Genomic DNA, 26,362 nt, shown 5'->3' on the forward strand with positions numbered 1-26,362 from the left:
TATTTATTAATGCTTAATTTCTTTTTTAATTTTTGTAAACTTTCCCTTATTACCTATAAATATAAATCCTGTTCTATTATACAATTCATTTAACTCACTTAAACTTACTTCCCCATTTTTTAAATTAGATAATGTTATCTCCTTTATATTTCTAGTAGTCATCATCCTTAGTAACACTCCTTTTTAAAATCTTTATATCTCATTATATTTTTAATTTTTTTTAAATATTACTATTTTTTTAATTTTTTATATATTTTAATTTTAAAACAATCGTTCCTTTATTTTTCTTACATTTTAGATTATATACCAAACAGTCGTTCTTAGCAATAGCAAATATACATTTTTTGTTATTAATATTATTTTTTATTTTTTTATTTATATTTTACTCTATTTTTCATAATTTTTTATTTAGATACTAGATTTTGTCTAATATTTATATGTTTTTCAGAAATATTTGAATTTTAGTGAACATCATTGTTGCAATTTGAGGAAAACCATTCCTATTTGTAATATTATCTTGCCTTGATTTTATTGTTTATTTCTTCTTCTCGTACTACTATTATATTGAGGGAATATTAAAAAAAGGGGGATGAATGTGAAAACTACAGTTAACAAGACCATTCCATTTAAGCAAAGAGATAACAATAAAAACAACGATGTAAAATCTAGCGATAAGACTAATGTTTGTGGTAAAGTCATTCCTTATCCTAGGTTTAAAAAGAAAAAAGAAAAAAGTGTTAATTTTATCAAGAATAATAAAATATTTTTCATTATACTTTCTATAATATTATTCTTTGGTTTGATATTTTTTATAGACTCAACTCTTTTAAAAGGTAAAATCGGTCCAACTGGAAGACCTTTATCAATTAATAAACAAACTAATATTGCTGTTTCTGATAAAGAATTCAACACTTATTCTAAAATTCTAGAAAAAGATATAGTTAGTATATTATCTATAAATAGTAAATATAATATATCCCCTAATTCTATGCATAAAAATGGAAATAGAGTGTATGTTCAAGGTGATATACACATAAACGGAAAAAATAGCCAACCTTTTGATGCAATACTTAAAAATAACAATACTAGCTCGATTGTTATAAATGGAGATGAATATGTAAAATAAAATATAAATATATAATCTTAAAAAACAAAAATAGGTAAAAAGCAATTAATTGCTTTTTACCTATTTTTTATATACTTATTATTTCACCTGCATTATTAGTATTATATCCACCTAAACTTTTAACATTTTTTAAAAATTTATTATCTTTTATTATTTCCAGTAGATTTTTTATAAACTCAAGTTCTAGATATTCAGTTTTAATAAGTAAGTCATATTCTTCTTCACATATAGGTATAAACTCTAAATCAAATACTTTAGCTGCTGAATATACACCTAATCCACAATCACAATCATCATTTTGAATCGCTTTAGCTAATGACATATGAGTTAGTTCTTCTCTTTCATATCCTTTTATCTCACTCTTTTTTATATTTTCTTTTTTTAGTAAATAATCAAATAATACTCTAGTTCCAGAACCTTTTTGTCTATTTATGTATCGTACATTAACTAAATCTTTAATTCCTTTTATATTAAGTGGATTCCCTTTCTTAACTATTAGACCTTGTGTTCTATTTACAAATTTTATTATAGATACATCTTCGTCTATATATTTATTTACATAAGATTTATTATAAGTTTCATTGTCTACATCAAATAAATGTATCGGAGCTATGTGGCATTCACCCCTTTTTATAGATAGTATTCCTTGAAAACTACCAACATGAGTTGAACTAAGCTTAAATTTACCTTCAGTTCTTTTAGTCAATTCATTATTTATTAGATCCATAACTATATCATGACTTCCTATAGATACTATTGTTCTTTCTATTTTGCTTATATCATTTAATAGTTGTACATCTATATAACTACCCTCTTCTATTCCTTCTATATTTTGAGGTATTGCTATAACTCCATCGGCATGTACTAAGCTAGTTACGGTTCCTGCTCCTCTTTTTATAGGAGTAGCAACATATTCATTATTTATATTTCCTATTTTAACTCTTACAAATTCTTTATACTTTAATGAACTCATTATTCTCTTTGTAAGTCTTGCCCTTATAACATTCCTTCTTTCTATATTTTGATGTGTAAGTTTTGATATTACTTCTTTTACTATATTCTCCATTACAACCCATCCAGATACAGGATATCCTGGTATTCCTATTATAGGTTTATTTTGACCATACCCAAGTATTGCAGGTTTACCGGGTTTTATAGCTAGTCCATGTATAACTACTTTTCCTAATTCTTCTATTATATCATATGTATAATCTTCTCTACCTTGTGATGAGCCTGCATTTATAAGCACCATATCGCACTCACTTAGTGCTAATAGCACACTTTGCTTTATTTTATAATAATTATCTTCTACTATTGGATAAATAATAGGTGTTGCTCCATACTCTAAGATAAGACCTTCAAATAATTTAGAGTTAAATTCTATAATATCTCCTACCTCTGGTGCTTTATGTCTATCTATTAATTCTGTTCCTGTTGGTATAATTCCTACCTTAAAATCTTTAAATACTTTCACTTTGTCTACCTTTGCACTTATCATAGATGCTATATCTTGAGGTCTTATTTTATGAAAGCTTGGAACTATCATCTCTGTTTCAACTATATCTTCCCCTAAGCATCTTATATGCTGCCAAGGAGTTGCCGGTTTATAAATTTTTATTTGTCCATCCTTTTTCTCTAATAAATCCTCTACCATTATAACTGCATCAAATTCCTTAGGTATAGGATCTCCTGTATCTACTTCTATATATTCTTTATCTTCTTTTAAAGTTATTATATTTTGTTCATTAGCCATAAATGTAAGTTTTGATTTTACTGCTACTCCATCCATTGCAGAACAGTTATAAAATGGAGATGATAACTTTGCAAAAACAGCATCACTTGTAACTTTGTTTAAACTTTTATCTACATCTATAAATTTAGTATCTATTTTTTTTAGACTTAATATTTCATTAATATATTTTTTTAATCCTTCTTCTAATGAAATATTAGATAGATATCCCTTCATATCCTTCCCCCTATATTTACTATGATTAAATCTTTAAAAAGTATATACTTTAACTATATCTCCATTTTTTATACCTTCTAATTCTCTATCGATTTTTACATATCCATCACACTTTGCAAACTGCTTTATAGTACTTGATTTTGAAAATATAGGTACACATACTAGCCTATTGTCTTTTTTCTCTATATTTACACCTAAATATTCTTCTCGTCCTTTAGCCTTATGATAGTTGTATGTAAATTCACAAAGTGTATATTCTTCCTTATCTATATTATATAAACTTTTTATATATTTCTTAAATATTGCCTCTATTACAAAGGCACAAGATAAAGGATGACCTGGAAGTCCCATTACCAATTTATTACATATACTTGCTATTATAGTTGGCTTTCCTGGTTTTATAGCTATACCTTCTACTAAGACTTCACTATTTTCAAAGCTTTCTATGGCTTTTAATGTTTCGTCTTTTTTACCTACAGAGCTTCCTCCCGATATTAAAATTATGTCACATTCATTGAGAGCTTTTTGGATTAAATTTATTATGTCATTAAGATTATCTTTTGCTGATGGGTATATGATAGGATTTAAATTTATGTTTTTTAATTGACCATATAGTATGTATGCATTTATATCTTTTATCTTAGTTTCTTTTATATCTTCACTTATATCTAATATTTCATCTCCCGTTGATATTATACCAACAGTAAGTTTTTCATAAACATCTACTTCTTTTATATTAGCTCCTGCTAATACTCCAATATCTCTTTCATTTATAAGATGTCCTTTTTCATATAATACTTCATTTTCTTTTATATCTTCTCCGACCTCTACTATATTTTCATTAAATGATATAGAATTTTGTATGAGTATATCTTTTTCATTTAACACTTCACAATATTCTATCATTACAACTCCCTGTGAATTTTTTGGTACCATAGCACCTGTTGGAGTATACACACAAGTTTCTTCTTCTAATAAAGTATTACAAATTTTTCCCATATAACTTTCGTCTATTTTTTTTAAGCATACAGGATTTGATTCACTAGCTAAAAATACATCATTAAATAATACTGAATATCCATCTACTAATGATTTTCTAAAGTGAGGTACATTTATATTTGATTTAATATCATCTGATATATATCTATTTAAGCCATCTATTAAACTTACTTTCTCAGAAATTATATCTTTTTTAAATTTATTTTTCATTATTTCTAATACTTTATCTACTGTTGTTACATCAAATAATTTCATAACTATCCCCTTTTAATAACATTAAATAGCAATACTAACTCCAAGTATTGATTTTGCTAGTATTTTTTTATCTTTATCATTTAAAATATCTTTTTCCATTAAAAGTTTGCAAAAACCTAGCTTTTCACATTCTTGTAATGTTTTATTTTTCTTAAAAAATTTACCTTCATTTATAAATAATGGTTTATAATACGAATAGTTATTTATAATATCTTCAATAAAATTTTCTAAATCTACTATTTCTGTATCAAAAGTCTTTTTGTATGTGTCTATTCCTCTAGCTAATGTTATACTGTCTAATCCATAAAAGTTTGATATATTATTTATATCGCTTGCTTCTTTTTCGCTAAATCCGTATCCTTTTATTTTGCTCAAAGATGTATTTTTACAATTTAGACAACATCCATAACAAGTATTATTCTCATCATACCAATTAATATTTGACTTATTAGTTATTTTTCTAGCTATAGAATCATTATATTTTTTTAATGTTGATATATCGTATGGTATTAAATTTTCTTGTTTCTTTAGTACTATAGCTTTTATATTTTTATCTGCCATTAATTTTCCTAATCCATTTTTTCCACAAGATTTATTATTTCTAAATATTATTTTAGAGAAATCTATTTTTTTAACTGATGCCAATCCTATTGATGCTATTTCTAATTCATTAGTACTTAATTCTTCTTTTATAGACTCAACAACTTTATCATAATCTTTATCTATTAGGTGACTTGCTTCTTTTATTTTTACACTTTCCTTATCTATATATAAATATATAGGTGTATCACTTTCTCCTTCAAACACTAAAAAATCATACCCATTACATTTCATAAAATGTGCAAAATGACCTCCAGTTTGAGATAAAGAATTTTTATCATATACCTTAAGTTTGTTAAGTCCTACTACACCATAACCTGCTAAAGATGGAGCTTCAAATACTAAATTATTATTACTTAAATTTATTTTGTGTTCGTCATACTGATGCACTGACTTTACCTTTTCGTTTTTTAAGTTTATGTATAGAATTTTTCTCATCAGTTACCCCCTCCCCTAATGTTAATTATATCACTGTAGAATTAAATATTATGTCATTTTTTAGACTATATATTGTAAAATTCTATGTTTTATAAAAAAATATGGGTAAATATGATATTATATATAAATAGAGATTATTATAATTTCCTCTAGATTGGAGAACTAAAATGAAAGATAAATACATTATTTATTTTATTAGTAGAACAAAAGCTAATATGATAAAATTCATAGAAAATAAATTAAAAGAAAATGACTTAAATGACTTAATACCAACTCATGGCAATATACTAACTGCGCTTTATGAAAGTGATAAAAAGCTTACTATGAAAGAAATTTCAAAGAAAATTGGTAAAGATAAATCTACAGTTACTTCTTTAGTTAATAAACTTATAGATTTAGGATATGTAAAAAAAGAAAAATGTACTAAGGATAAGCGTGTTACTTATATAAGCTTGACTCAAAAAGCAAGAAATATTGAAGATAAATTTAACTTTATATCATCTCAAGTCAAAGAAACGGCTTATAAAAACTTTACTAAAGAAGAAAAGGAAGAATTTCTTAGATTGCTTAGAAAACTTAGCTCTAATTTTAAAATTGAAAATGATAAGTATATATAAAAAGTGCCTCTATAAGAGACACTTTTTTTAACTAGTCTATAAATGTAACTACTTCTTCAAGTGGTTTACGAGGTGGCTTAGGAGGTGTATTTTCTTCAGCTACACCTAAAGATATCATAGACATTAATTCAAATCCTGGTTTATCAAATCCTATTAACTTTTCTATTTCAGTTTTTGCATGAGTAGGTCCTGTCATATAGCAAGTTCCATATCCCATTTCTGTTGCTGCTAGTAAAAAGTTTTCAACTGCTGCACCTATTCCTTGAGCTGCTGATTGAGGAGATACTAAAACATCTAACACTTCTTGAGGTGCGTTATTTTCTTTTAATATCTTATATTCTATCATTTTGTATTCTGATCCATATACCATTATTACTACTGGAGCATTTTTAAAACATGTATAATATTTAATTACACTCATATGTATTTTTCTATCTTTTTCAGTTTTTGCTAATTCACCTATTTTTTCATGGCTTTTAGTTACTATATCGGCCATTTCATTTATTACTTCACGGTTAGTAAGTACTACAAAGTGCCAATTTTGTTGATGCTTTGGAGATGGGGCTTCTGTTGCTGCTTCTAGCATTTTTAATATATCTTCTTTTGGTACTTCTTCATCTTTGAATTTTCTTACACTCTTACGATTGTATATAAGGTCTAAATTTGCCATTTTACTTCTCCTTTTGATGTTTTATATAATTATACTATATACATATGCTATAGTATTATCACTAATTTAAATGTAATTGCTTATTATTCACAAATAGTTTGTCATCAAACTAATTGTATACTAAAAAATAGTTTTATGTCAAACTTTTTTATATTTTATATAAAAATATCCTATAAAATGAATTTTTTTAATTCAATTTACAGGATATTTTTTTCATTATTTAATTTTAATGATTATATTTACAAATACTTAAGCTAATATGTTTTATCCATTTCTATAATATTATATTCTCCATATAATAAGTCTATAAAAAGTACTTTGTTTCTTAATATTTCACCTTTGTTAAGTAGCACCTTTATAGTTTCACTAACTTGTATAGATGCCACTAGACCTGGAGTAAAAGAAGGATTACCTAATTTATTATCTATTTCTTTTTTATATTTATATATATCCTCTAGATTATTATCTCCTGGGTATATGGTGCTAACTTGACCGTACCATCCACTTATAGCACCATGAATTAGCGGTATATTTAAAGTTTCACAATACTTTTGAAGTACAAACCTAGTTTTTATATTATCTAATGCATCTATAACTACATGACAATTATTTATAATCTTTTCACAGTTATTACTATCTAGATGCTCACTAACTATATCTATGTTTACATTATTATTAATTAATTTGATTCTTTCTTTAGCCTCTATAACCTTATTTTGCCCAATATTATTTTCATTACACAATATTTGCCTATTTAAATTACTTACATCAAATATATCTTCATCTACTAATTTTAAATAACCTATACCTATTCTTGATAGCATTTCTATTACATATCCGCCTAACCCACCACATCCTACTATACAAACTTTAAAGTCTTTTAATTTATCATTTTCAGACTTAGTTAAAGTTCCTATATTTCTTTCATATCTTTTATCCATCATCCACCACCAACTGGTGGGAATATAGATAAAATATCTCCGTCCTTAATCTTTCTATCAAATCCTCCCTCCATACCATTTAGCAAAAGTATAGCGACTTCTTCTTTATTTATATTAAGGATTTTTAATATGCCAATTATATTTATATCTTCTGTAATTTCTAGTATTTGTTTTTTCTCTCTTCCCTCTCTAAAGGTTGCAAATAATCTTATTTCTATTTTCATACTATCTCCTTAGTAAATTTATATATTAATTTCTTGCAAATATATTTCCTATATACTCTTCAAGACCTAATGTTTTTAATGTTTCATCTAATGGTATTCCATCTTCATCCCAACCTCTAACTTCATAATATTTAGGAAGTAGTTCATCTAGTCTATGAACATGACCTTTAGTTGGTCCATTTGGAATTGGGTCATATATCAGTCTATCTGGTAAAGTATCTTGGCTACTATCTATTCCTGCTTTTAAATTAAATATTTTTTCTAAAGTCCATATTCTATCGCCTGCTTGAAGTAATGTTTCAGGTGTATATATCTCTCCACATACTGCATTATACATATCTACATAATCATTAAGTCCTAGCCCAAAAGTAGTAAATACACAAATTCCTAGGGAGTCTATAACAGCAGTCAAGTCATGAAATACTTTTGCATAAGCTGGTTTACCTTCTACTTCTAGTTTATCTAATTTTTCAGGTACTCCTAGTATTTCTGGATTTATCATATATCCTTTTATATGACACCCTCCTCTGTTATTAACTGCATAAGTTATACCGTGACCTTGTATTCCTCTTGGGTCATATGCTGGCAATTCTTGTTTTTTAACAGTCATAGAGTACTGTGTTGCATCATACTTTTCACACAATCTATATGAACCATCTGCTAATAAATCTCCAAACCCTTCTCTTTTAGCCATTTTTTCAGTCCACTTAACTACTGCTTCAACATCTCCCCAATTAAGAGATAATTTATCATCTTCAATATCTTCATCTTTTATATATCCTCTTTGATAAAGTTCCATAGCCGTTGCAATAGTTGCTCCTGCTGATATAGTATCTAGACCATATTCATTACAAAGCATATTTGCTTCATTTATAGCATGTAAATCATATACATCGCAATCTGATCCATAAGACCAAAGAGTTTCATATTCAGGCCCTCCTACCTCTTTTCCATTTCTTAACTTAACTACTCTACCACAAGCTATAGGACATCTATAACACGCATGCTTTTTAACTAAAGTATTTTCAGTCATTGTCTCTCCACTAATTAAATCTGCTTTATCAGTATACGACTCTTGGAAATTTTTAACTGGGTGTACTCCATTTTCATTTATTATATTAACTAAAACTGCGGTACCATAAGTTGGTAATCCACCTCCAGCAACTGGATCATTTCTAAGTATATTTACCTTTTCAGCATTTACTCTATTAGCTAATTCCTCATTAGCTACATTTACCTTTTTACTACCTTTTACAACAATAGCCTTTAAATTTTTAGAACCCATTACAGCTCCTACTCCACCTCTACCTGCTGCTCTATCTACATCGTTCATAATTGCTGATATAAGAGATAAATTTTCTCCCGCTGGTCCTATGCAAAGTACATTAGCTTTACTATGTTCTTTAGATAATTCCTCAGTTATTTCACTAGATACCATTCCCCAATAGTCACTAGCATCTTTTATCTCTACTTTATCATCTTCTATATATAAATATACTTTATCATCAGATTTACCTTCTATTATTAACATGTCATATCCTGCATTTTTAAGCTTAGTTCCCCACTTCCCACCTGAGTTTGATATAGCTATTGTTCCTGTAAGTGGAGATTTTGTTACTACCATATACCTTCCACTTGTAGGCATTTTGGATGCTGTTAATGGACCTGTAGCTATTATAAGCTTATTTTCAGAACTTAATGGTTCTACCATAGGATCTACTTCATCAATAAAAGTTTTTACTCCAAGACCTCTAGCTCCTATATATTTTTGAGCTAATTTTAAATCTAAGTTTTCTACACCTATAGTCTTTTCACTTAAATTTACCCTTAATACTTTTCCATTATATCCATACATAAATTTCTCCTCCTATTTTTACTTATAGTAACCAAAAAGCCTATCTAAAAGTAACCATACTTTTAGATAGGCTAAAAATCCACATAAAAAGGAAAGGTTACTACACTTTTCTCCTTTCCAACAGGAGGCATAAACATTTCTATTTATACCCTACCGTTTTATTAACCATAGCATAGCCTTAGGTTAATAAAATCGGAGAATTTATATTTAATTAAATAGTAGTATTTAAATTGGTAAATGTCAAATACAATCATATGCTAAACCATTTTTTTATTCCTTTTTCAACTGGCTTATAATATTGTTTTATTCCGCCTTCTAGTATCTTAGTATCTATACCTAAACACCTTGAATAAAAAGCTACTATTGGGCTTCTAAGTCTTCCTTGTGAACATCCTATAACTATTGTTTTTTCTTTATTATTAGATAACCTAAGTAAATCTTCTCTAATAATTCTTCTATTTTTTATAAGCCCTATTAATATTATAGGAAAAGCTATCATAATATATTTTTTTAATAACCTATGCTCTTTTTCATCTATAACAGGTATATTATATTTAAATAATGGCATTTTTTCAAATTCTTCTTTAGACCTAACATCAATTGTTACTTCATCTTTTATATTTTCTAATTTGATATACATTCCACCTCAACCACTTTTTTAAATTTTTCTGTATTATACCATAATAATATAGTTTAATCTTTATTATATACTATTATCTATTATAGACTATAGTGATTTTTTATTACACAAAAAAGCCGTAAAAATACTTTTTACGGCCTTTGTATTACCTATTTTTCATAAGCATACTTCATATTACTTGCTTCATATTTATTTAAGTTAGTTGAACTCATTTTTCTGTATATTATAATTAATATAGCACCTATTATTATCGTTCCTATAGCTAAAGTTATTATATTTGACAAATTAAATCCTACTGTAAATAATGTTCCTACTTGATATACATAAAATCCTCCTATCCACGCTACAAAGAATTGGTATAAAAATGATATTAAAGTCATCTTACCCCCATATTCTTTTTGCATAGTAGCAAGAGCTGCTATACAAGGAGTATATAATGATGTAAATACTAAGAATCCATATGCTGTTACTGATGTAAATAATGTTGGTAAAACTGTATTAACATCACCATATAGTATTTCCATAGTAGATACAACAACTTCTTTAGCCGTTAGCCCTGTTAATATAGATACGCCTGCTCTCCAATCTCCAAGACCAAGTGGTTCAAATATAGGAGATACTATATGTCCAAGAGATGATAAGAAACTTTCATTTATTTCAGGAGTAAATCCACTAAAGCTAAATGATGATAATACCCATATAACAACAGACATAGCAAACATTATAGTTGTTACTCTTACTAAAAATCCTTTTGACTTTTGCCATGTGTTTTTAAATAATTGGCCTATTGTTGGCAATGAATATCTTGGTAATTCCATTACAAATGGATAATCTTCTTGAGTTTTTTGAGTTTTGTTTATAAATAGTGCTACTAATATAGACACTATAATTCCTAAAATATATAATGAAGTAGTTACTAATGCTTCATTTTGTGTAAAAAATATTGATACAAACATTGCATATATAGGTAACTTCGCTCCACAAGTCATAAGAGGTGCTATAAGTGCTGTTATTTTTCTATCCTTTTCACTTTCTAATGTTCTAGTTGCCATTATTGCTGGAGATGAACACCCTATCCCCATAACCATTGGTATAAATGACTTTCCTGAAAGTCCAACTTTTTTCATAAGTGAATCCATTAAAAATGCAATTCTTGCCATATATCCGCTATCTTCAAATACTGACATTCCAAATGATAAAACAAATATTAACGGGAAAAATGATAATGCTCCCCCTAAACTATTTATAATACCATCTACTATTAATGATTTAAACCATTCGCTTGAATTAACTAACATATTAGATGCTGGATTTGCTATATTATTTTCTATAAATCCTCCTGTAAATTCCTGTAGTGGTCCACCAACCCAATTAAATGTAAACTTAAACAAAATATATAATAATCCTATAAATATTGGATATGCTAAAAATTTATTAAGTGCTATTGAATCTATTCTATCGCTAATACTTTGAGATTTTTTATTTTCACCTATAATACACTTATTTACTATTTTTTCTAGCTCTTTGTATGTACTAGATTCATCATACCAGTTATCTTCATATATTACTGGAGACTTGTGTACTTTTTCTATCTCATTTGCAATTAAATTTGTATCTATCTTTTTCTTAGCTACCATAGGTATTACACTTATACCTAGTTCTTTTGATAATTTATAACAATCTATCTCTACCCCCATATTTTTAGCTGTATCTATCATATTAACTACTAATATTATAGGCTTTTTATATTTCATAAGTTGAGTTGTTAAATAAAGATTTCTAGATAAATTCGATGCATCTACTATATTTACTATTACATTTGCATTATCATTTTCTAAATACTCTTTTGAAATGTTCTCTTCATTAGAAAATGTATCCATTGCATAAATTCCAGGTAAGTCAACAATTTTTATATTATCATTTATATTACCTTCTTTTTTTTCTATAGTTACTCCTGGCCAGTTACCTACACGTTGCTTAAGACCTGTTAAGCCATTAAATAAAGTAGTCTTACCAACATTAGGATTTCCTAATAATGCCACACTAATCATAATTTTCCCCCTAAATACACCTTGTTATTTTGATACGAATATAGATTTAGCATCCTCTATTCTTATAGCTAAATCAAATCCTCTAAAGTTTATTACTATTGTGTCTTTAAATGGTGAAATCTTCTTAACACATATCTCTGTACCTTTAGTACATCCCAATGCTAACAATCGTTTGCCTAAAACATCTTGGTATTTAACATTTTTAATATAGGCTTTCTCTCCTATATTTAACATTGCTACATTCATATGTTTCCCCCTTTATTGATTTTAATATTTATTATCATTTAATTAATATTATTTAATACTTAAAGTTATTAATTTATAATATATAATTAAAATTACCTAAGTTTTATTTTGTTTTAGTAACTTATTACACTTACATTCATTACAGTTTCCTAAGCATTCATCAACCATCTCTAAACATTCTAAAAATGCACACTTACTACTATTTTTATGCCTAATTATAGGTATATTTTTCTTTTTGGCATGCTTTTGCACTACATCTATCATTTTATGAGATACTACTGATGTAAATATCACAAGAGCATCTGGGCTTCCTATTGATTTATTTAACTTGCTTGACATGTTCAAGTAAACTTTAGTTTTATGCCCTTTTTCTTTTGCTAAATTTATGTAATCTTTTTTTAACTTTTCATTACCTCCAACTATTACTAAGTTCACAATATTTCACCTCTCATACTTCTATATTTAAATAATAGTACTTTAGTTATTGATAGTCAATACTTATTGATATTTATTTTCATTTATTAAATATTTTTTTTGACTTAAACTATATAACAACTATTTAATTAAATATAATAAGAAAAGCTATAAAATATAGACTTAAATCTATATTTTATAGCTTTCTTATTAATGCTTATTTCTAGAACTTTATTATTATAAAATACTACCTATTTTTTTATACTGTCCTTTACTGCTTTACCTACATTCTTTCCAGTATTTAATGTTTCTTTTCCTACATTATATCCTGTTTTAATAGCTTCTTTTCCTACATTTAAAGTTCCACCAACAGCTTCTTTAGCAACATTTCCTACACCATTTATAACTTCTTTACCTATATCTCCAACTGGCTTTGTTACTTTCTTTACGGTCTTATCTAATTTATTTGCCAATCTTCTCAACTCCATAAAATATATTAAGGGAATTCCCTTAATATATTTTATGACTTATATTTGCACATTGTTACAACCCTATATTAGGGTATAATATAAAATTTCCATTTGATTATTTAAAATATATAGTTACTTAAATTATATAAATTTTAAATAAAATATAATTGCTTTTATCAAATGTAAGTACAATTAAACCTATAAATACTACTATAGCTAATAAGCTCATATTATCAACTTTGTTCAATTACCCTTATCACTAACATTATTATAAGTATTGCACTAAATTCAACCATATACATGAAGTTTTTAATAACCAATCCAACTATGTAATATAAACCATTTGAATAAGTTTTTGCTACTACTCAAAAAGTTACTAGTACTGCTGATACTTTTATATCCATCCTTATTTTTTAGTTTTAAAAAGGTATTTTTTTATATTTCTATATTTTAAATAAAAATACCTTGTATTTAATAAATACAAGGTATTTTTATTTAAATTTTTATAAATAGCTTACTTCTCATATTTTATATATTTTCATATTAAAAATTAGAATTTATCTTTTCTATTATCTGCTCTTTTGGCATAAAACCTACCATCTTATCAACTGGCTTTCCATCTTTAAATATCATAACTGTAGGTACAGTACTTACACTATATTTTCTTGCAAGTTCTAAGCTTTGATCTATATCTACTTTACTAAAACTAGCTTTATCTCCTATATCTTTTGCAGCTTCTTCAAAAACTGGTGCTAGCATCTTGCATGGCCCACACCAAGTGGCAAAAAAATCAACTACAGCTATACCTGATCCATTTTCTATTTTAGAGTTAAATTCTTCATCATTTATTATTTTCACTAATTCTTCCATATTGATTTATACCTAACTTAATTAAGTATATCTCCTTTCTATTTTTATTATAATTTTATTTAAATTTTGTATTATATGGTTGCATTTCATCATATGTCAAAGCTTTAGGCTTTTGTTTATAATGTATTTTCTTACTAACTGATTCATTTTCATTTTCTATAGCATTTCTTATATCTGTATATGTTTGTGCATGATTAACTAAATCAGTTAACTGTGGATTTTCATCTAATATTCTTTTGCTATTATTTACTTTTCTCATATAAACATCCCTTTCTTTTCTTTTTATTAGATTTCCACCTATGTTTTTTTTAATACATACTTTAAGCTAATTATAACTTAGCAATAAATGTATTAAAAAAACGCATAAATCTAAATGAATAGATTTATGCGTTTTAATTTTTTATATCCCAAAATTATTGATATCTATTGTATACATAAGTTATCAGTAATTTTATACTTACTATAAGATTCATATATAAAAAAACATCTAGTATATAGATGTTTTACTGGTGCCCAGAGGCGGAATCGAACCACCGACACGGGGATTTTCAGTCCCCTGCTCTACCGACTGAGCTATCTGGGCATTTGGCGGAGAGGGTGGGATTCGAACCCACGGTGCCGTTAAGCATCACTGGTTTTCAAGACCAGCTCCTTAAACCACTCGGACACCTCTCCAACAATTTTTTCCTTTTCACATTTATTAATATACCATGTTTTTTTACATTTTTCAATAGTTTTATATATTTTTTCTCTGTATTACAAAATTATGTAAAATAGAAATAATCATTTCAAATGCTTATTTCTATTTTACATAATAATTTTTTAATAATATTATTTTATACATAATATGGTATATTATAAACTAAAAATCTTTCATTAACATCTTTCTTGTATAACTTATCTAACTTTACTTCTTCTTTTAATATAAATGGAGTTTCATTTTCTAGATAATATATATAATCATCACTAGGATAATAAAGTATTAACTCAACATACCTTTCATGTTTATACACTGAGTCTAATATATTTTCTACTATCTTTCTAAATATTTGTACTGAAAATGGATTAAAAAAGTAAAATTTATTATCTTTACTATTTATTTCATAATCTTGTGCATAACAACATTTAAAATCTATTTTTTCTTTACCTCTCTTATGTTTGCTTATGTATGATTCTTTATTTTTAATACATTTATTATAGTAAGTTTCATCCATTTCTATTCCAACTACATTAGAATTAAATCTATAATTTATATAAAAGTTTAGACGACCTTTCCCACACCCAAAATCAACTATAAAATCTTCTTCATTTAAGCTGTATATTTTAAATAACTCATCTAAGCATTCATATGATGTAGCTTGATATGGATGATAATGCCTTATTTTTTCACTCCATAACTCTTCTCCTAAGGTATCTATATTTAATAATTTTTCATATTCTTTTTCTGTCATTTAATTCATTTCCTATCTAAACATGTTATTTTGTAAAAACCCTATTCAAATTAGTAATTCCATCTAGATATAACCTTTATACTTTCCTTTGATGGATAAAAATATTTATCTTTTCCCTTTTTTCCTACTGCAAATACAGAAAATCCTTTTATATAGTTTTTATCTTCAAATACAATTTTATAGGCTTCAAAACATCTAGCTTGTTCTTTTGTATTTTCTACATTGGATACTTCACTATTCCATGGATGTGTTGCTGCGTTATCTTTTCTTGGAAATCCTAATTCAGCGAAGTAAATCTGCTTATTATATTTTTCATAGAATTTATGTATTTCTTCTACCACATTTTGATTTCTATTATATATAGTAGTAGAGTTTAATGCCTTTACTAATTCTTTTACTGTATTTTCTTTTTTATCACTAAGTTCAAAGTAGGCTGCTATGGATATAAAATCTACTTTAGAAAATACTTTATTATTTAATTTTTTATAATAATCCTCATTGCTTTTTTTATCCCAACTAGCTGTATACCACCATGTAGTCTTATATGTTACCTCCCCCCTAAATCTTTCTCTAACAAAATTAACTATATCACACCAGTTATCCTCATATATTTCTAACTTTGAGAAATTTGATGCTATAATCATTATATCTACACCGTACTTATTTGCTATATCCTCAATTAAGATATTTAATATATTTTTCCAATCTTTAAAGAATTTTTCCTTATTTTCTGGATTATAATCGGTTTCATATTTACTTCCATTAGCTATCCATGGGTATGCTTCTAGTATAACATTTATATCTTTTGATTTTAGTGTTTTTATTAATCTTATGGCCTTTTCTTTACTATAATTATTTATTTTCATATTATTTGAGTTTAAATCTGGTATTTCTATAACTATAGGTACATTAACAGTATTCACTTTCAAATCATCTATGTCTTTTAAAGCTTGTTCTATTTCATAATCAGTTGATAAGTTAACAGATTTTATCTTTTCAGTTATAGTGTTGTTTTTATTAGTATTTTTCATAACAAAAAAAATGCTTAATATTACTAATAAAGTAATTATTATTAATATATTTTTTTTCATAGTTCTCCTATCTTTTTTAATATAAAATACTAAGCATTAGTTCTAAAGCTTAGTATCTTATATTTATATATTATTTTTTATATTTTAAAGCTAATAAAATTGTTGCTGCTATAACCATTAAAAGTAATACTGCTGCAACTATTAGAAACTGTTTGCTTTCATTATCTAATTCATTTACTTCTTTTAGCTCTTTATTTTCATCTACATCATCTAACTTATAATTTAAATCTTTTATATTTCCTTCTCTATCAATTACTATAGTATCACCTTTTAATGACTTTATAAGATCTAAATCACTTAAATATTTAGTACTTAATGCTAAATCCTTCATTTCTGTTGATGCAATAACCATCATAGCCTTATCTTTATTATATGGTGATTTTGTAAGTTGTATAGATGATAGTTGTTTTGAATACTCTCCTATAAATTTTATCTTTTCATTGCTTTCAAATCCTACATAATCTTTATTAAATTTTAAATTTAGATATTTATTAACATCTTTTATAGTTAAATTATTAGTTGGGGTTCCTATTATTATTAAATTTCTTTTTCTATCATCTGATTTTAAATCACTTGATTTTATAAATCTTATATCCCCATTATTATATTTAATACTATGACTTATATAAGATATTATACTACCTATTTGCGTTAATTCTGTTGAATCTAATTTATCTGGTACTACAACTGATATATCATTAAATTTATCATCCTTAACAAATGGATAAGGATAATTTTTCATAGTTAAATTATCAGTATCCTTATAATCAAATTCTATAAATGATTCATTTGATATATATGCAAATGGGTTATCAGTATCTCTAGTTACACAAGCTAAATCTAATAGTTCTAAATTAAATACAATTTTGATTTGATAATAATTTTGATTTAAAGTTTCTTTTGGAAGATTAAGCTCTACAGTATCATTATTAGCATTTTCTTTTGTTAGTTTCTTACTTCCTATAGGTATATTATTTACATATACAGTTACTAAAGATCTTTCAAAGTCTAAATTTTGACCATATCTAATATTTAAATTAATTTTACTACCTTCTTTTACTTCTTTACTTTTAGGTATACTTACATCTATTGTTGATTCTTGTGTAAATGGTCCTTTCAATATAATATTTTCATAACCTAAATTTTTAAAATTCAATCTATTTTCATTTTTATAATTATCTATATCATCTACCTCTGTATTTTCACTTATAATTATGCTATCTTTATTCAATTCATTTACTAAATCTTTGCTATTTATAAGTTTGCTAGCTTTTTTAAGTAATCCTTCATTATTTGATATTATAATAAGCATTTTTTTATTTTTATCAAATATTGAGTTTGTATTTTTTATAACACAATTTTTATCTAAATTTTCCTTTTCTTTTGATGTTAATAAATTAAGTATCTCACTTGAAGTATTCCTTTCACTACCTATATATATAACATTTTTATCCTTATTTTTAAATTGAGAGTATAGATTTATATCAAAATTTACATTATCATTTGTTATTTTTTCTCCAAAACCACTACTAAATATCATAGCAGAAGTTAGTTCTTCACTTGAATAATTATCTGGTATTAATATGCTAGTTTCTAATTCATTTCTTCCATTTTCATTTATATAAGTGTCTTTATACTCACTTATTAAATTAGATGCTATCTTATAATTGTAAGATACACTTATATTTGATTCCTTATGTACTACTAACCAGTTAGCTGTATTTGAATCATCCCTACAAATCTTATCAGAAATGGTTTTATAGGCTTTTATCTCTACTTTATTATATCCTGACTTTATTAAATCTTTTGGTATGTCTATATTTATTTCTTTTTTATATTCTTTATTTCCATTTAATCGCTCTGAATGGATTGGCACATCATTTACAATTATTGTTATTGTAGAATAATTTACATCTAATAGTTCACTCTTTGTAAATACTAAGTTAATCTTCGCATTTTCAACTAAAGCATTTTTAGAAACTTCAAAATATTTATTAGTACTACTAATAACTCCACTCATAGTTATATCATTTTTAAATTTAAAATTGTTTACATTTGGCTGTGCAAAAACTATATCACAGCTTGTAAAACTAATAATTAGTGATATCATTATTGCTATTAATCTCATTTTATTTTCTCCTAAAATCGTTCTGTCTTATACCACTTAACTTCCCTTTTGTGTATGGCGTCAGAGAAGTAGCCAATCATTCCTTTTATAGCTACAAATAGCCACATTTGAGAGTATGTAAAATACATAAGTCCAACTAAAAATATATTGCTTAAATTACTCTCTCCTTTTTCCATACTAAGCGTTATAGATACCTGTATTATAAATAGTATGTATGATAATATCCATATAGTAAGAAAATCAAATGGAATATTTATAGTTACTATTTTAAATATTCCTAGAATAAATATTATATCTGATAATACAACAGATGTTAAAAATAGAAAGTATACTGAAAAGAAGTATAGTATATCAAATAGCACTCTATTTTGTTTACCCTTAAATAAATTAGTAATATACTTGACTAATACATATATATTTCCCTTTACCCATCTTGTTCGTTGCTTCACCCACACATTTACAGTTTCTGGTTCTTGCTCCCAGGTTACTGCTTGAGGAACATATGTTATTCTTTGTCCCATTTTATAAATCCTAAAACTTATTTCTGTATCCTCTGCTATTGCTTTTGTATCCCATCCCCCTAATTTTTCCATAGTACTTTTTCTAAGTACAAAATTAGTTCCTGGTATAGTACAAAGACCTAATAGTTGCTTTCTACCTGCCTGTGCTATCCATTGAAAGCTTAGAGTTTCTATGTTTATAAACTTAGTTAATATGTTTTTATGCTTGTTTCTAGTTCTAAATTTTCCTATAACAGCCCCTAACTCTTCATCTTTAACAATAGTCTGTATCAAATATCTTAGTGCAGTTTTTTCTGGTGTATTGTCAGCATCATATATTGCAATATATTCTCCCTTAGATATTTGATATCCTATATTTAGTGCATTTGATTTTCCTTTACCACCTGTTATATTATCTGTATTTATGATTGTAAAATTATAATTTCTATATCTATTCTTTATGCTTTCTAATATTTCCTTGGAATTATCACTAGAATTATCATTTATAACTATAAGTTCCATTTTATCTATAGGATAATCTAGTAATAATAAAGATTCTACGGTTTTACCAATTACCTTCCCTTCATTATGTGCTGGTACTAATATTGATACAAATGGATAATCTTTTAATCTTTCATCTTTAAATTTAAGGCTCCTTAAATAATATGTATATCCACTTATAGCTAATATTATGTTTATTAGGAGTATCCCCCATATAGATGCTAAAGAAATTAAAAATATATAATCTACTAAACCTATCATCATTATCTCCTTGTAAAATTTCGTCTATTTATAATCTTAAATACTATAAATATTAATATAAATATTAACAATACTACAACAACAAACTCTATAACTATATCATTTAACTTATTTATAGACTTGTTAAATACTAAATTATTGTTATTTTTGCTTATGGATTTAGACTTATCATAACTTGTTATTATATTCTTGTTATTTGATTCTATTTTTATATCATCTATATTTATATAGTTGTTCTCTTTTTTTAAATCTAAAAAGCTTACATTTTTAGATTTAAAGTATTCTATACATTCTTTTAAATAGTTTGTGTCTACATTAGTATGGAAAAAAAATCCTCCACTATGACCTCTTACCATAGATAGTTTATAATAATTATATTTTATTTTATCTACTGCTAATTTGTCATCTTTAGCTATATATCCTAAATTTTCCGGTATTAGTGTATTAAAATTTTTGCTATCTTTTATTACATATGGAAATGTACTCATCTTAAAAACTTCACTATTGTTTTGATATCTACCTATATATGTAGATATATATTTTTTAATTTCTTTATAACCATCTTGAGTTATAGCATATTTTTGTGGTTCAAACCCTAGTGGATATATATCATTTTCTATACATAATCTTAATCCACTTAATAATCTATTTTTTATATATATGTTTACATCTTCATTTTTGCTGTTTAATATTTCTTTATTGAAAAATTCATACTCATCTTCATTTGATTTTTCTTTTCTACTATGAGAGTACCCATTTAATATAACGCTCCCACCTTTTTCTTGCATATACTTCATTGTATTTATAATATTTTCGTCTAAAGTTTTAGTACTTTTACCTAAATAAGCAGGCGTTAAAGATACTATAAATGGTACATTTTCTTTATATAAATAATTAGCTAAATCCTTTAACTTTTTTGTATCACTAAGAGGATTTACATCATCTATCTTTACAAATATTTTACTTTCATCAAAAGAAATTCTTTTAAAGAAATCATTTAAAGTATCTTCAAATATATAGGATTCATACATATCCCAATTAGATATATAATACAAATTTTTATCTTGCAATATATATGGGTATGTATTGTATCCATCACTCATAGTAGAGATAATTTTACTTTTATTATTTGGTTGTATTATGTTATAATCGCTTTCATTTTCTAATATTATATCGTCACCTTTATAGTTTAAGCTTGTTATATTATTATTTTTAGATATATACTTTATTGAATATTTATTATTATGTTCTAATAAATTTTCAATTTTATCTCCTATCCAATATATACTTTTATTGTAATTATTAATATCTTCTAAAAACACTTTATTCCCTATATCATTGTTTATATTTATAACAAATATATAGTCATAATTATTTAAGTATCCTTTTTTATAATCATCTATATTAATATTGTCTACTTTGTTATTGAATACATATAACAACTCACTAAGGTGATTTACTTTATCAATATTAGACTTAAAGTTTTTTCTAGTTTCATAAACTATAAGGGATTTTTTATTACTATTATCATCAGCATAAACTCTATTTGAACTTACTAAAATTATGTTAATTATAATAGTTATTCCTATTATAAGTTTTTTTTTAAACATCATATTGTAATTCCTCTTGTACACATGTTTTATATTCAATAGGAGACTTTATATTTTTTTTATACTCTACTACTGCTATTTTTGTATCTATATTTATGTAATTTTTATTATCTCTCAAGCTTAAACTAAGTTCATCTATGCCTGCTTTTATTCTTTCTTTTACTATATTAGCACCAAACTCATCTGTATTTGGCATTATGATAGCTATAGTGTCATTTTCTATTGCATATCTTTCATCTTCTATTCTTGTTGACTTTATAACTACATTGCTTATATCTTTCATCAATTTGTTAGTTTTAACTTCCCCAAGTATGTTCTTGATTTCTTTATAGTATGGTAGGTTTATAAGCATTAAAGTCAGTGCATTTTCATGCCTTTTAGCCTTACTCATCTCTCTTTCTAGATTCATGTAAAATGCTTTTATATTAAATAATCCCGTATCCTCATGTATAGTAACTAAATTTCTATATTCATTTTCTAGCTTAAGATTGGATTGTTGAAGATTGTTTACACTATTTGTAAACTTTCCTGTTGTATAAGATATTATTGGCATAAATATCATCCATATATAAGACATATATGTTATTTCTATATTGTTCATTAGATTCATATAAAATATATACGCTGCATATATAAATATAGATACAGATGTTGCTATAAGCCCTACTATGATTCCCCCTGTATAAGTCATGATTATAGTAAAAAATGTTATACAAAACATTATAAAGCTTAAACTTTGTGTTTGAAATTTAACATCAAACACAAATAACATGGTAATTATAAACAATTCTAATATTAGTCCTAAAAAATACCCATCTATCTTTTTAGAAATTCTATTCATATTTTCACTACTTTCTTTTATTCATTTTGCTACTTTGATTTAATTTTGATGTAGTTTTTTTCAATAGCATCAACGATATATTTGCTTGCAAGCCCGTCTCCATAAGGATTTGAAGCCTTCGACATCTCATTGTATAGCTTTTTATTAGTTAATAATTCCTTTGTGTATTTATATATATCATCTTCATTTGTACCTACTAATTTTAAAGTTTTAGCCTTAATCCCTTCTGGCCTTTCAGTAGTTTTTCTTAATACAAGAACTGGTTTGCCAAGAGATGGAGCTTCTTCTTGTATTCCTCCGCTATCTGTTAGTATTAAATATGACTTATTTAATAAATTATGAAATTCAACCACACTTAAAGGATCTATTATATGTACTTTTTTATTTCCTTTGAATTCTTCTTTGACTAAATCTCTTATTTGAGGATTTAAATGTATTGGATATACTATTTCTACATCATCAAACTCCATAGATATTTTATTTACTACTTTAAATATATTCTTCATGTTGTCACCTAGATTTTCTCTTCTGTGACATGTTAGAAGTATCATTCTGTTTTTTCCTATTTTATCAGTTATTTCACTTTTATATTCCTTATCTATAGTGATTTTTAATGCATCTATTGCAGTATTTCCAGTTATATATATAGTTTTAGGGTCTTTTCCTTCTTTTATCAAATTTTCCTTTGACTTTTCTGTTGGTGCAAAATGTATATCAGCTATAACAGATGTTAACTGTCTATTTAACTCTTCCGGAAAAGGAGAATATTTATTATAAGTTCTTAAACCTGCCTCAACATGTCCTACTTTAACTTGATTATAAAAAGCAACTAAAGATGATATAAACGTTGTAGTTGTATCTCCATGTACAAGTATTAGATCTGGTTTTACTTCTTTTATAACCTTGTCTAAACCCTTCATTATATTCATGCTTATTTGAGATAGAGATTGATTTGACTTCATAATATTTAGATCATAACTTGGCTTTATATTAAATGTGTCTAGAACTTGATCTAGCATTTCTCTATGCTGTGCTGTTACACAAACTATAGACTCTATATTGTCTCTAGATTCCAACTCTTTAACTAAAGGTGCCATTTTTATAGCTTCAGGCCTAGTTCCAAATATAGTCATTACTTTCATTTATTTCACCCCTTTATATTAGTAATAACTTGTCTTTACATTATTAGTATCTCTACTATATTACATTAACCATAATATTATGTCAAAGTTTACCGTTATTTATTATTTTTATAACATACTATTTATTTAATTTTTATACTTCTAAATTTTTTATCTATTATAAATTAAGCATACCCTTAAATTATTGATACATAAAAGAGTATGCTTATCTTATTTTTGTGATTCATATAGCTAAAATCATCTATCTACATAAATAAGTATTCCCATCAACCGATTGTATAGCACCTAATCTATTTGATTGATCAATTACGTATATAGTATATATTCTATCTGGGTTTAATTTAACCCTTAATGGAAGAACTACGTTTTTACTTTCACCTATTGCTATTTTTACATTATAAGTTCCTGGGCTTACATCTACATAACTAGTTCCTTCTCTAAATCCAATATCTTCAAAGAAAGTCTCTCCATTTACTAATAAATCTACCGCTGGTGTATTTGGTGATAAATGTATAACTCTAAATGTAGAATATTCGCTTGATGGTTGTTTTTCTGCATAGTCTTTTATAACTAATAAAGATAAATCATTTAAGTCTCCTGTCGCTGACACTGTATACATCTGTCCTTCATCTACTTCAAACATTTGATTTATAACTGGATTTTCACTAGTTCCAACTAAGTATATACCTACCGTATGTTCTCCTTCTTCTAACTCTACATACTCTGTAAATTCCATAAAATCTAAACCGCTAAATACAAGTGTTCCGTCAACATAAACATCTACTTCTCCTATTTGTGGAGCTGCATGAAGTACTCTAACTAAAGACTTTCCTTCTTTTATTTGTAAACAATCCATTTTAAATCCCCCTTGATGACAATATTCATTCTTTATATAATATGTGTCCATTATTTTATTTGTTACTGTATAAGTTGATTTCATATCTTCTCATTTTTTTAATGCAATATTTTTATAGATAAACTATTATTAAAATATAAAGATGCTACATTAAAACTTAATTAAATTGAGGTGATTGTTATAAAAACTTTAGTTATACAAATAGATGTTAATTCTAATAAGTTAAAGAATATATCTAATATAGAGAGATATATAAATTTAGCTATTAATAAATCTAAGATAGACTTGGTTATACTTCCTGAAATGTTTTGCTGTCCTTATGATAATGATAATTTCCCTGTTTATTGTGAAGTAGAAGGAGGAAATCTTTATAATATTTTATCTAATATAGCAAAAAAATATAATATATATTTGGTAGCTGGGTCCATTCCCGAAAAGGATAATAGTAAAATATATAATACCTCTTATGTTTTTGATCGATTTGGAAATAAGATAGCAAAACATAGAAAAATACATCTATTTGATATTTCTATAGATAAAGGTCAAAAATTTTTAGAATCCGATACATTATCCTCTGGAAATGATGTCACAGTATTTGATACTGAATTTGGAAAAATTGGTCTTTGTATTTGTTATGATTTTAGATTTTTTGAGATATGCAAAATAATGGTTGATAAAGGCGCTAAAGCTATAATAGTTCCTGCATCATTTAACATGACTACAGGACCTATTCATTGGGAACTGCTGTTTAAATCTAGAGCTGTTGATAATCAGGTTTACACAATAGGATGTTCTTCTTCTCGAAACAATAATTCTTCTTATATTTCTTACGGAAACTCTATTTTGGTTTCCCCATTTGGAGAAGTTTTAAATAGATTAGATGAAAAAGAAGGCTACTTTATAGCAGATATTGACTTTTCATATGTTGAAAAAATAAGAAATGAACTACCTTTATTAAAGCACCGTAGGAATGATTTGTATAATATATCATATAAAGATAATTCTAAATCATAAATTTATTTTAATATATTACCTTAATTAATCTTACCTATAATTATTATACTAAGCTTCTATCTTTGTAAAAATCTAATATATAGTTAATAATAGCTATCAACTTACTTCCTACTTCTATATCTTCATCACTTGCTAACCTTATATATATTCTTAACGCTTCCCAAAGCTTTTCTTTATCTAGATCTTCATTGCTTATATTATGAAGATCTCTTATTACTTCTATAAGATTTATTTTTTTACTTTTATCTATTGTGTCATGATTTTTAATATAATCTATTGAAGATCCTATTAATTTAGTTAATTTATTTTTATATTCTCTTATACTTAATTCTTTTTTGTATCCTACTAACTCTTTCATTAATTTTTCTAAATCAGATTTTGAGTAATTCCATACTCTCCCGTCATATTTTTTTATATTTTCTATATATGAATCATATTTATCTATTAGTTCTTCTAATCCTATAACTATTTCTAAATAGTTATTTTCTTCAATTAAGTTTTTACATCTATTTATATCCTTATCAATCTCTCTTATTGTTTTATTCACATTTAGTCCTCTTTTCTATTTTAATTATAATTTTTATT

27 protein-coding genes, 2 tRNA genes and 1 riboswitch are annotated in these 26,362 nt (G+C 25.8%); of the genes, 3 read left to right on the plus strand and 26 right to left on the minus strand.

Features of this window, described 5'->3' with window-relative positions; genetic code table 11:
• Positions 1 to 6 precede the first annotated feature (6 nt).
• Positions 7 to 165 carry a hypothetical protein gene (locus I4U89_RS10995; protein ID WP_195940415.1) on the minus strand — a complete coding sequence of 53 codons (159 nt, stop codon included), beginning with the start codon at positions 163 to 165 and terminating at the stop codon, positions 7 to 9.
• 430 nt (positions 166 to 595) lie between these two features.
• Between I4U89_RS10995 and I4U89_RS11000 the strand changes: the two genes are divergently transcribed.
• Positions 596 to 1,126 carry a hypothetical protein gene (locus I4U89_RS11000; RefSeq protein WP_195940416.1) on the plus strand — a complete coding sequence of 177 codons (531 nt, stop codon included), beginning with the start codon at positions 596 to 598 and terminating at the stop codon, positions 1,124 to 1,126.
• Between the two features lie 67 nt (positions 1,127 to 1,193).
• Here I4U89_RS11000 and I4U89_RS11005 read toward each other — a convergent pair whose 3' ends face one another.
• The 3 genes from I4U89_RS11005 to I4U89_RS11015 are packed head-to-tail and all read right to left on the minus strand — an operon-like array spanning position 1,194 to position 5,384.
• On the minus strand, positions 1,194 to 3,092 hold the full coding sequence (locus I4U89_RS11005; protein WP_195940417.1) for a molybdopterin biosynthesis protein: 1,899 nt from the start codon (positions 3,090 to 3,092) through the stop codon (positions 1,194 to 1,196).
• 33 nt (positions 3,093 to 3,125) lie between these two features.
• Positions 3,126 to 4,346 (minus strand): molybdopterin molybdotransferase MoeA, encoded by a 1,221-nt coding sequence (locus I4U89_RS11010; protein WP_195940418.1) that lies wholly within the window; start codon positions 4,344 to 4,346, stop codon positions 3,126 to 3,128.
• A 21-nt stretch (positions 4,347 to 4,367) separates the two neighbouring features.
• A complete protein-coding gene (locus I4U89_RS11015; protein ID WP_195238241.1) occupies positions 4,368 to 5,384 on the minus strand; it encodes an aldehyde ferredoxin oxidoreductase N-terminal domain-containing protein in 1,017 nt (338 codons plus the stop codon).
• A gap of 167 nt (positions 5,385 to 5,551) precedes the next feature.
• Between I4U89_RS11015 and I4U89_RS11020 the strand changes: the two genes are divergently transcribed.
• On the plus strand, positions 5,552 to 6,001 hold the full coding sequence (locus I4U89_RS11020) for a MarR family winged helix-turn-helix transcriptional regulator (RefSeq protein ID WP_195940419.1): 450 nt from the start codon (positions 5,552 to 5,554) through the stop codon (positions 5,999 to 6,001).
• 31 nt (positions 6,002 to 6,032) lie between these two features.
• Here the strand turns inward: I4U89_RS11020 and I4U89_RS11025 are convergent, their stop codons facing one another.
• From I4U89_RS11025 to I4U89_RS11125, 21 genes are all read right to left on the minus strand, one after another.
• The gene (locus I4U89_RS11025) at positions 6,033 to 6,671 is read right to left on the minus strand and encodes a nitroreductase family protein (protein WP_092925236.1); all 639 of its coding nucleotides are present in this window, start codon (positions 6,669 to 6,671) and stop codon (positions 6,033 to 6,035) included.
• Between the two features lie 254 nt (positions 6,672 to 6,925).
• On the minus strand, positions 6,926 to 7,612 hold the full coding sequence (locus I4U89_RS11030; RefSeq protein WP_243279199.1) for a HesA/MoeB/ThiF family protein: 687 nt from the start codon (positions 7,610 to 7,612) through the stop codon (positions 6,926 to 6,928).
• Positions 7,612 to 7,836 carry a MoaD/ThiS family protein gene (locus I4U89_RS11035; protein WP_195940421.1) on the minus strand — a complete coding sequence of 75 codons (225 nt, stop codon included), beginning with the start codon at positions 7,834 to 7,836 and terminating at the stop codon, positions 7,612 to 7,614. Before I4U89_RS11035 ends, I4U89_RS11030 begins: the two co-directional genes overlap by 1 nt.
• A gap of 25 nt (positions 7,837 to 7,861) precedes the next feature.
• Positions 7,862 to 9,691, minus strand: a complete 1,830-nt coding sequence (locus I4U89_RS11040) for an aldehyde ferredoxin oxidoreductase family protein (protein ID WP_195940422.1) — start codon at positions 9,689 to 9,691, stop codon at positions 7,862 to 7,864.
• 94 nt (positions 9,692 to 9,785) lie between these two features.
• Positions 9,786 to 9,901: riboswitch (molybdenum cofactor riboswitch) on the minus strand.
• Between the two features lie 40 nt (positions 9,902 to 9,941).
• The gene (locus tag I4U89_RS11045) at positions 9,942 to 10,331 is read right to left on the minus strand and encodes a rhodanese-like domain-containing protein (RefSeq protein ID WP_195940423.1); all 390 of its coding nucleotides are present in this window, start codon (positions 10,329 to 10,331) and stop codon (positions 9,942 to 9,944) included.
• A 149-nt stretch (positions 10,332 to 10,480) separates the two neighbouring features.
• Positions 10,481 to 12,382, minus strand: a complete 1,902-nt coding sequence (feoB, locus tag I4U89_RS11050) for a ferrous iron transport protein B (RefSeq protein ID WP_195940424.1) — start codon at positions 12,380 to 12,382, stop codon at positions 10,481 to 10,483.
• A gap of 24 nt (positions 12,383 to 12,406) precedes the next feature.
• Entirely contained in the window at positions 12,407 to 12,628 is a 222-nt protein-coding gene (locus I4U89_RS11055; protein ID WP_195940425.1) for a FeoA family protein, read from the minus strand.
• Positions 12,629 to 12,724: 96 nt separating this feature from the next.
• The gene (locus I4U89_RS11060; RefSeq protein ID WP_195940426.1) at positions 12,725 to 13,063 is read right to left on the minus strand and encodes a DUF2325 domain-containing protein; all 339 of its coding nucleotides are present in this window, start codon (positions 13,061 to 13,063) and stop codon (positions 12,725 to 12,727) included.
• Between the two features lie 230 nt (positions 13,064 to 13,293).
• A complete protein-coding gene (locus I4U89_RS11065; protein WP_243279200.1) occupies positions 13,294 to 13,515 on the minus strand; it encodes a hypothetical protein in 222 nt (73 codons plus the stop codon).
• Positions 13,516 to 14,055: 540 nt separating this feature from the next.
• Positions 14,056 to 14,382, minus strand: a complete 327-nt coding sequence (gene trxA / locus I4U89_RS11070) for a thioredoxin (RefSeq protein ID WP_195940428.1) — start codon at positions 14,380 to 14,382, stop codon at positions 14,056 to 14,058.
• A 55-nt stretch (positions 14,383 to 14,437) separates the two neighbouring features.
• Positions 14,438 to 14,641: a hypothetical protein gene (locus tag I4U89_RS11075; protein ID WP_195940429.1), complete on the minus strand. Its 204-nt coding sequence runs from the start codon at positions 14,639 to 14,641 to the stop codon at positions 14,438 to 14,440.
• A gap of 248 nt (positions 14,642 to 14,889) precedes the next feature.
• Positions 14,890 to 14,965, minus strand: a tRNA-Phe gene (locus I4U89_RS11080).
• Positions 14,966 to 14,968: 3 nt separating this feature from the next.
• Positions 14,969 to 15,057: transfer RNA gene (locus I4U89_RS11085), tRNA-Ser, on the minus strand.
• A 161-nt stretch (positions 15,058 to 15,218) separates the two neighbouring features.
• Positions 15,219 to 15,833, minus strand: coding sequence for a methyltransferase (locus tag I4U89_RS11090; protein ID WP_195940430.1), 615 nt, complete (start codon positions 15,831 to 15,833; stop codon positions 15,219 to 15,221).
• A 50-nt stretch (positions 15,834 to 15,883) separates the two neighbouring features.
• Entirely contained in the window at positions 15,884 to 16,924 is a 1,041-nt protein-coding gene (locus I4U89_RS11095; RefSeq protein WP_195940431.1) for a glycoside hydrolase family 113, read from the minus strand.
• 70 nt (positions 16,925 to 16,994) lie between these two features.
• Positions 16,995 to 19,052: a cellulose biosynthesis cyclic di-GMP-binding regulatory protein BcsB gene (locus tag I4U89_RS11100; protein WP_195940432.1), complete on the minus strand. Its 2,058-nt coding sequence runs from the start codon at positions 19,050 to 19,052 to the stop codon at positions 16,995 to 16,997.
• Positions 19,053 to 19,063: 11 nt separating this feature from the next.
• Positions 19,064 to 20,314 carry a glycosyltransferase gene (locus I4U89_RS11105; protein ID WP_330615562.1) on the minus strand — a complete coding sequence of 417 codons (1,251 nt, stop codon included), beginning with the start codon at positions 20,312 to 20,314 and terminating at the stop codon, positions 19,064 to 19,066.
• A gap of 2 nt (positions 20,315 to 20,316) precedes the next feature.
• Positions 20,317 to 21,927 (minus strand): DUF2334 domain-containing protein, encoded by a 1,611-nt coding sequence (locus I4U89_RS11110; RefSeq protein ID WP_195940434.1) that lies wholly within the window; start codon positions 21,925 to 21,927, stop codon positions 20,317 to 20,319.
• Positions 21,917 to 22,765, minus strand: coding sequence for a diguanylate cyclase domain-containing protein (locus I4U89_RS11115; protein WP_195940435.1), 849 nt, complete (start codon positions 22,763 to 22,765; stop codon positions 21,917 to 21,919). Before I4U89_RS11115 ends, I4U89_RS11110 begins: the two co-directional genes overlap by 11 nt.
• Positions 22,766 to 22,794: 29 nt before the next feature.
• On the minus strand, positions 22,795 to 23,907 hold the full coding sequence (wecB, locus tag I4U89_RS11120; RefSeq protein WP_195940436.1) for a non-hydrolyzing UDP-N-acetylglucosamine 2-epimerase: 1,113 nt from the start codon (positions 23,905 to 23,907) through the stop codon (positions 22,795 to 22,797).
• A 241-nt stretch (positions 23,908 to 24,148) separates the two neighbouring features.
• Positions 24,149 to 24,763, minus strand: a complete 615-nt coding sequence (locus I4U89_RS11125) for a DUF4397 domain-containing protein (RefSeq protein ID WP_195940437.1) — start codon at positions 24,761 to 24,763, stop codon at positions 24,149 to 24,151.
• A gap of 171 nt (positions 24,764 to 24,934) precedes the next feature.
• Here I4U89_RS11125 and I4U89_RS11130 point away from each other — a divergent pair, with 171 nt between their 5' ends.
• Positions 24,935 to 25,777: a carbon-nitrogen hydrolase family protein gene (locus I4U89_RS11130; protein WP_195940438.1), complete on the plus strand. Its 843-nt coding sequence runs from the start codon at positions 24,935 to 24,937 to the stop codon at positions 25,775 to 25,777.
• 43 nt (positions 25,778 to 25,820) lie between these two features.
• Here the strand turns inward: I4U89_RS11130 and I4U89_RS11135 are convergent, their stop codons facing one another.
• Complete coding sequence (locus I4U89_RS11135; RefSeq protein ID WP_195940439.1) at positions 25,821 to 26,324, minus strand: hypothetical protein; 504 nt, start codon at positions 26,322 to 26,324, stop codon at positions 25,821 to 25,823.
• Positions 26,325 to 26,362 lie beyond the last annotated feature (38 nt).

The organism is Romboutsia sp. 1001713B170131_170501_G6 (assembly GCF_015668195.1).
Classification (GTDB): Bacteria; Bacillota; Clostridia; order Peptostreptococcales; family Peptostreptococcaceae; genus Romboutsia_C.